Origin of the sequence: Methylophaga sp. UBA1464, assembly GCF_002325665.1 — a bacterium.
Classification (GTDB): domain Bacteria; phylum Pseudomonadota; class Gammaproteobacteria; order Nitrosococcales; family Methylophagaceae; genus Methylophaga.
The window spans coordinates 17,119-22,330 of record NZ_DCSO01000096.1; the positions used below are offsets into that span (position 1 = coordinate 17,119).

General features: G+C 47.9%; 3 protein-coding genes and 1 pseudogene. All 4 read right to left on the reverse strand.

Annotated elements, in window-relative coordinates; all coding sequences use genetic code 11:
* Nucleotides 1-210, reverse strand: a 210-nt coding sequence (locus B3O33_RS13145; RefSeq protein ID WP_292363795.1) for a hypothetical protein, incomplete at its 3' end; no start/stop codon positions are given.
* 10 nt (nucleotides 211-220) lie between these two features.
* On the reverse strand, nucleotides 221-3,355 hold the full coding sequence (locus B3O33_RS13150; protein WP_292363796.1) for an efflux RND transporter permease subunit: 3,135 nt from the start codon (nucleotides 3,353-3,355) through the stop codon (nucleotides 221-223).
* Nucleotides 3,348-4,580: an efflux RND transporter periplasmic adaptor subunit gene (locus tag B3O33_RS13155; RefSeq protein ID WP_292363797.1), complete on the reverse strand. Its 1,233-nt coding sequence runs from the start codon at nucleotides 4,578-4,580 to the stop codon at nucleotides 3,348-3,350. Before B3O33_RS13155 ends, B3O33_RS13150 begins: the two co-directional genes overlap by 8 nt.
* Nucleotides 4,581-4,621: 41 nt before the next feature.
* Nucleotides 4,622-5,212 (reverse strand): annotated as a pseudogene (locus tag B3O33_RS13160) (RNA polymerase-associated protein RapA); the annotation flags it as partial.

Genomic DNA, 5,212 nt, shown 5'->3' on the forward strand with positions numbered 1-5,212 from the left:
ACTTAATCGCTCGGCAAACAGCTGCCCGGCCAGTGTGGATCGGCTTTCTGCCAATGCATCCATACTGGCCTCTGCCTGACGTGCAGGATGATTGATAAACACATGGTCAGTGAGGGTCTGTAAGGTGACCGGGGCTTCCTCAGCAAATACCGAATTGCCTAATACACTACTGCCAAGTCCCAACAATAAACCAATAAGCCGTAGTTTCATGTTTACCCTCTTATTCAGTTTGTGTCTTGCTTGATCGAAAGCCAGTCATAGACTCGGCAATGCTCTCATGAAATGACAATAATGCCGGAATCACCAGTAACACCAATACCGTAGCAAACATCAGACCGAACGAAATCGATACCGCCATTGGAATCAAAAACTGTGCCTGGGGTGATGTCTCAAATAACAAAGGAGTCAGACCACCGATAGTGGTCAGGGAGGTCAATAAGACTGCTCTCAGGCGCAAAACGGATGCTTCAATGATGGCATGTTGAGTCTCCAGCCCTTTTTCCCGTAAATTCTTGAAAAAAGTGACCAGAATGATCGCATTATTCACCACAATGCCTGACAGACCAAAGATACCGAATAAAGACAGAATAGTCAGATCGATACCCAATAACCAATGTCCGACCAGTGCACCAATCAAGCCAAAAGGAATAGCCGTCATCACCACCAGTGGCCAGCCATAAGAGGCAAATACCCAGGCAAGAATAATGTAGATCAAAGCAAATGCCAGCAACACGCCCTGTTTCATGTCCCCAATCGTATCAGCCTGCTCTTCCGCCCTGCCCTCAAATACTACCTGAATGCCATAGCGTGACGTCAGATCCGGTAGAAAATCACGCTGTAAATCAGCCAGAATGGTGTTGTTATTGGTTACCTGACTGTCTACCGTAGCCGTTACATGCACAGCCAATCGGGTATCCGTATGACGCAGCACATCAAAGCCACGTCGTGAATCAAAATGTACTACCGAATCCAGCGGCACACTGCCCCCATTGGGAAGTCGAATCATAAAGTCATCCAGTGAAGCCTGGGTATTACGTTGACTATCCGGAAACATCACCCGCACTTCGACTTCGTCATCACCATCCTGAAAAATCTGTACCAGACGTCCATCATAGGCTGCACGTAACTGCCTGCCGACATCATCAACTGTCAGCCCCAGTACCTTGCCTTGCTCTTTGAGTCGATAAATCAATTGCGACTGGCCATAAGGCAAGTCATCTTCAGTGGCACTGACACCGGGATAACGTTGCAATGCTTCGATGACTTCTTTGGAAGCAGCTTTAAGAATATCGGTATTGCCTCCGGTAAGACGGATATCAATATCACTGCCCGGAGGTCCGCCACGACGTTCGGAAATGGTGAAAGTCTCTATTCCGGCGGGCAAAATAATCTTTTCGCGCCAGGCATTAATAAAGGTTTGATTACGCACATCACGCTGATCCGGTGACGTCAGTTCGACCTGCATGGAAGCAAAACGATCATCAATTTGTGATTCGGACATCCCCCCAGCGGTACCGGCAGCCCCCAGTTTGCTGGTCGCCACATCAACCAGGGGCTGCTCCCATTGCTGATCGGTCTGTTCCAGCGTGGCTGAAATATGTTGCAGAAATTTATCAACCTCACTGCGTGGCGTGCCTGCCACAAATCGGGCATTTGCTAACACGGTGGTACCTTCAGGCGACGGGAAAAAATTAAAGCTGATACGACCGCCTGCCAGCAAGCCAAAACTGATAATCAATAACGCCAGCGCAGCACTGACCGTTAAGCCACGATTTTTAACGGCATGGGTGACCAGTGGCCGGAAAAGATCATCCCGCAGATAATTAAAGGCCCTATCCAGTTGCGCTCTGATAGCTGAAGGCTTGGCGTGATGAATATTGTGAAAACTATGCCGTAAATGCCCCGGCAGGATCAAAAAACACTCAATCAACGAGGCGATGATCACGCAGATCACTACGAATGGAATATCAAACAGAATATTGCCAATTACGCCACTGATTAACATCAGTGGAATAAAGGAAGAAATAGTGGTGAGTGACGACGATAGAATCGGTGCCAGCATTCGTCTGGCGCCACCTTCCGATGCAGTTAACGAAGGTTCACCGCTCTGGTAGTGGGCGAAAGCATCTTCCCCTACTACAATCGCATCATCAACAATAATCCCCAGCGACATAATCAGCCCAAACAGGCTGATCATGTTAATGCTGCCGCCGAGTGCATATAACACGGCCAATGCCGCCATAAAGGATACCGGAATACCAACCGCCACCCAAAAAGCTACCCGTCCATGCAGAAACAGAAACAGAATGCCCAGTACCAGCAGTAAGCCACCCAGACCATTTTTTAACAGCAGATTGATACGCTCTTTGATCAACTGCCAACTGGCATCATAGACTTTCAACTGAACACCTTCTGGCAGACTGCCAGCGTTATCGTCCAGCCATTTTTCAAGAATACGTGCACTTTTTAGCGAATCCGCATTTTCAGTACGTTGCAGTTCCAGCTCAATGGCTGGCTGACCCTGATAGAACAGATTCATTTGTTTACGCAAAGGACGGCGTTCTATGGTCGCGACATCTTCCAGTTTGACCAAGCCGTTGGCAAAGTCTGATTGCAAAGCAAATTCGGCAAAAGCCTGTACATTACGCCCTTGATCCAGACTGCGGATTTGTCGTGTGCTCTCCTCATTACCGATTTCACCAGCCGGTAAATCCTGACTTAACCGGGCAATACGATCCGCAACCTGATCCAGCTCCAGCCCCAATGCCTCCAGCTTGGCTTTATCCAGTTGTATGGCAATTTCTTCCAGCGGCAGTCCGCTGATATTAATCCGTGAAATGCCCCGATCAAGAAGATCATGTTCAATATCATGGGCAAGGTAACGCAGCGATGCCAGGTCGCCGGTTTCACTGGTGATCAGAATTCGCGCCACGCTTTCGTAATTTGTCACCAATGAAACTTCAGGTTCTTCACTGTCAGTAGGCAGATTACGGATCTGCGCAATGCGATCCTTGACCTGATCCAGTGCCTGCCCCATATCACTTTTTTCGATAAACTCAATGGTGACCAATGACATTCCGTATGACGAAGTGGAAGTCATCTTTTTCACATAATCAACACTGCGTAATTCCTGTTCTACCTGCCGGGTAATTGATTCGGCAACATCCTCAGCACTGGCGCCACGCCATTCAATACTGACGGTGATAATATCCAACGCAAATGTGGGAAAAAACTGGGTATTGATACGGTTTAAAGACAAAATTCCGGCGAGAATCATCACCAGCATTAACAGATTGGCCGCCACGCGATGTTGGGCAAAGATGCCGATAAAGTCGCGTTTCACCGGTTCACTCATCCTTAACACTCACCGATAAACCATTGATAGCATTAGGTAATTGAGTCGTAATAATCAGATCACCCTGTTGCAGGGCATCGCTTTGGATCAGCAAACGGCTTTTGCCATCCTGATCTGCATAATCACCGATTTTGGTTACGCTTACGGCTTCAAGAAGATTGTTTCGAACCCGATACACCCTATCCAGACCATACAGGGCGCTGTAAGGAATGGCGACCGTTTTTTCGCGAACCGGCAACGTCAGCTGAGCACTGACAAACTGCCCTAATGCCAGTGGTCCCGGCTCACCTTTCAGGCGAAACAGGACGTCACGTCCTGCGACATTCACATTTACTTCGCCACTGAGACGGCGCAATTCAAATTCATACGGCTGACCGGCAAGCTGTGCAATGGCAGTCAACCGCTGTTTTTCAAACACTGGATAAATATCGGCCAGATAACGCTCAGGAATCGACGCACGTAATTCCAGTCGCCGCATATCATAAAGTGTCACTAATGCATCACCGGTTTGGACCCGGTCACCGATGGCGATTTGCCGACTACTGATACGACCGGAAAAAGGGGCTTTGATAATGGTGCGGCTGAGATCCAGCTGCGCATTATCCAGTCTGGCCTGAGCTTGTTTACGATTTGCCTGCAGTTGTGCCATACGGATCGGATGATCCTGGATATCAAACTGCAACTGTTTCAGATTGAGACTTTGCTGTGCCTGTAGCGAGATGGATTCATCTAATAACGCTTGCGATGATAACTGGCTTTGTTGCAGTTTTTCAGCACGGCCGACTGCCGCTTTTGCCAAATCTACCAATTGTTGTTGAGTGGCAAACAGTGCTTCATTGCGTTTAAGTTGCGACTGTTCAGCAGCAATCTGGGCATCTATCAATGCCAGTTCGCCGGCAGCCTGATCAACCGCCAGTTGAGCTTCCTGCTGATCCAGTTCGACCAGTATTTGGCCCTGTTCAACCATGTCGCCATCAAATACATAAACTTTTGCTACATCAGCATTGATTGCAGCACGCAGGTTGGCCATTTGTGGTGCTTCGAGACGACCGTATAAAGTAAGTGTCGGTGACAACGACGCAAAATCAATTTGCTGAGTATCGACCAACACACCCTGAGCCGGGCGATCCTGAACCGGAGCCTGTGGGCGAGTACTGATCAACGTACTGAATATCACTATGGCCAATGCCACGACCAGTAAAGGTGGTAACCAACGTTTAATCAAAACCCTACTCCGTTATGTTTTTGATCCGTGACTTTGGCAGATCACTCCGCTTCTGTCACGATGATTAAGCGTAATGCATCCAATTTCAATTCTGCATGTTGCAGATACTGTTGCAGTTGTTGCTGCTGTGATTGCATGGTTTCAATTTCTGAAGATTTAATATGCGTATTTTTTTCAGCAAGATGCTGCAGGCGCTGTATTTCATTATCCGTCAGCTGTGTCATTTTACTGATGGCTTCATCGATAAGCTGCTTTTGATATGTGGCAGCCATTTTTTTACTGGAATCAATTAATCCATCAATACGTTCGCGGGCCACCTGCACCATCTGCTGGGCAGTATGTTTGGGAATACGACCAGCCTGTTGATTCATTTCCTGCTCGGTCAAATGTTCATCCAGTCGTCGCCCTTTCTCATCTATGACGATCCGCAGGTACGATTCAGGTATGTATCGAGTGATATTATAGTGTTTGGGTGCCGGGCAATGCATCACAAATGCCACTTCCAGCAATAAACTGCCAGCAACCACCAGATTACTTTTCAACTGACAGAAAGCGGTATTGCCCAAATCAGAGCTGATGACTGCATCCATTGCCGATAGCACTAATGGGTGTTCCCAGGTTAAAAAAGCCAT

Coding starts and splice junctions, on each gene's coding strand:
- B3O33_RS13150 (WP_292363796.1), bottom strand. CDS start 3,355: ATGAGTGAACCGGTGAAACGCGACTTTATCGGCATCTTTGCCCAACAT.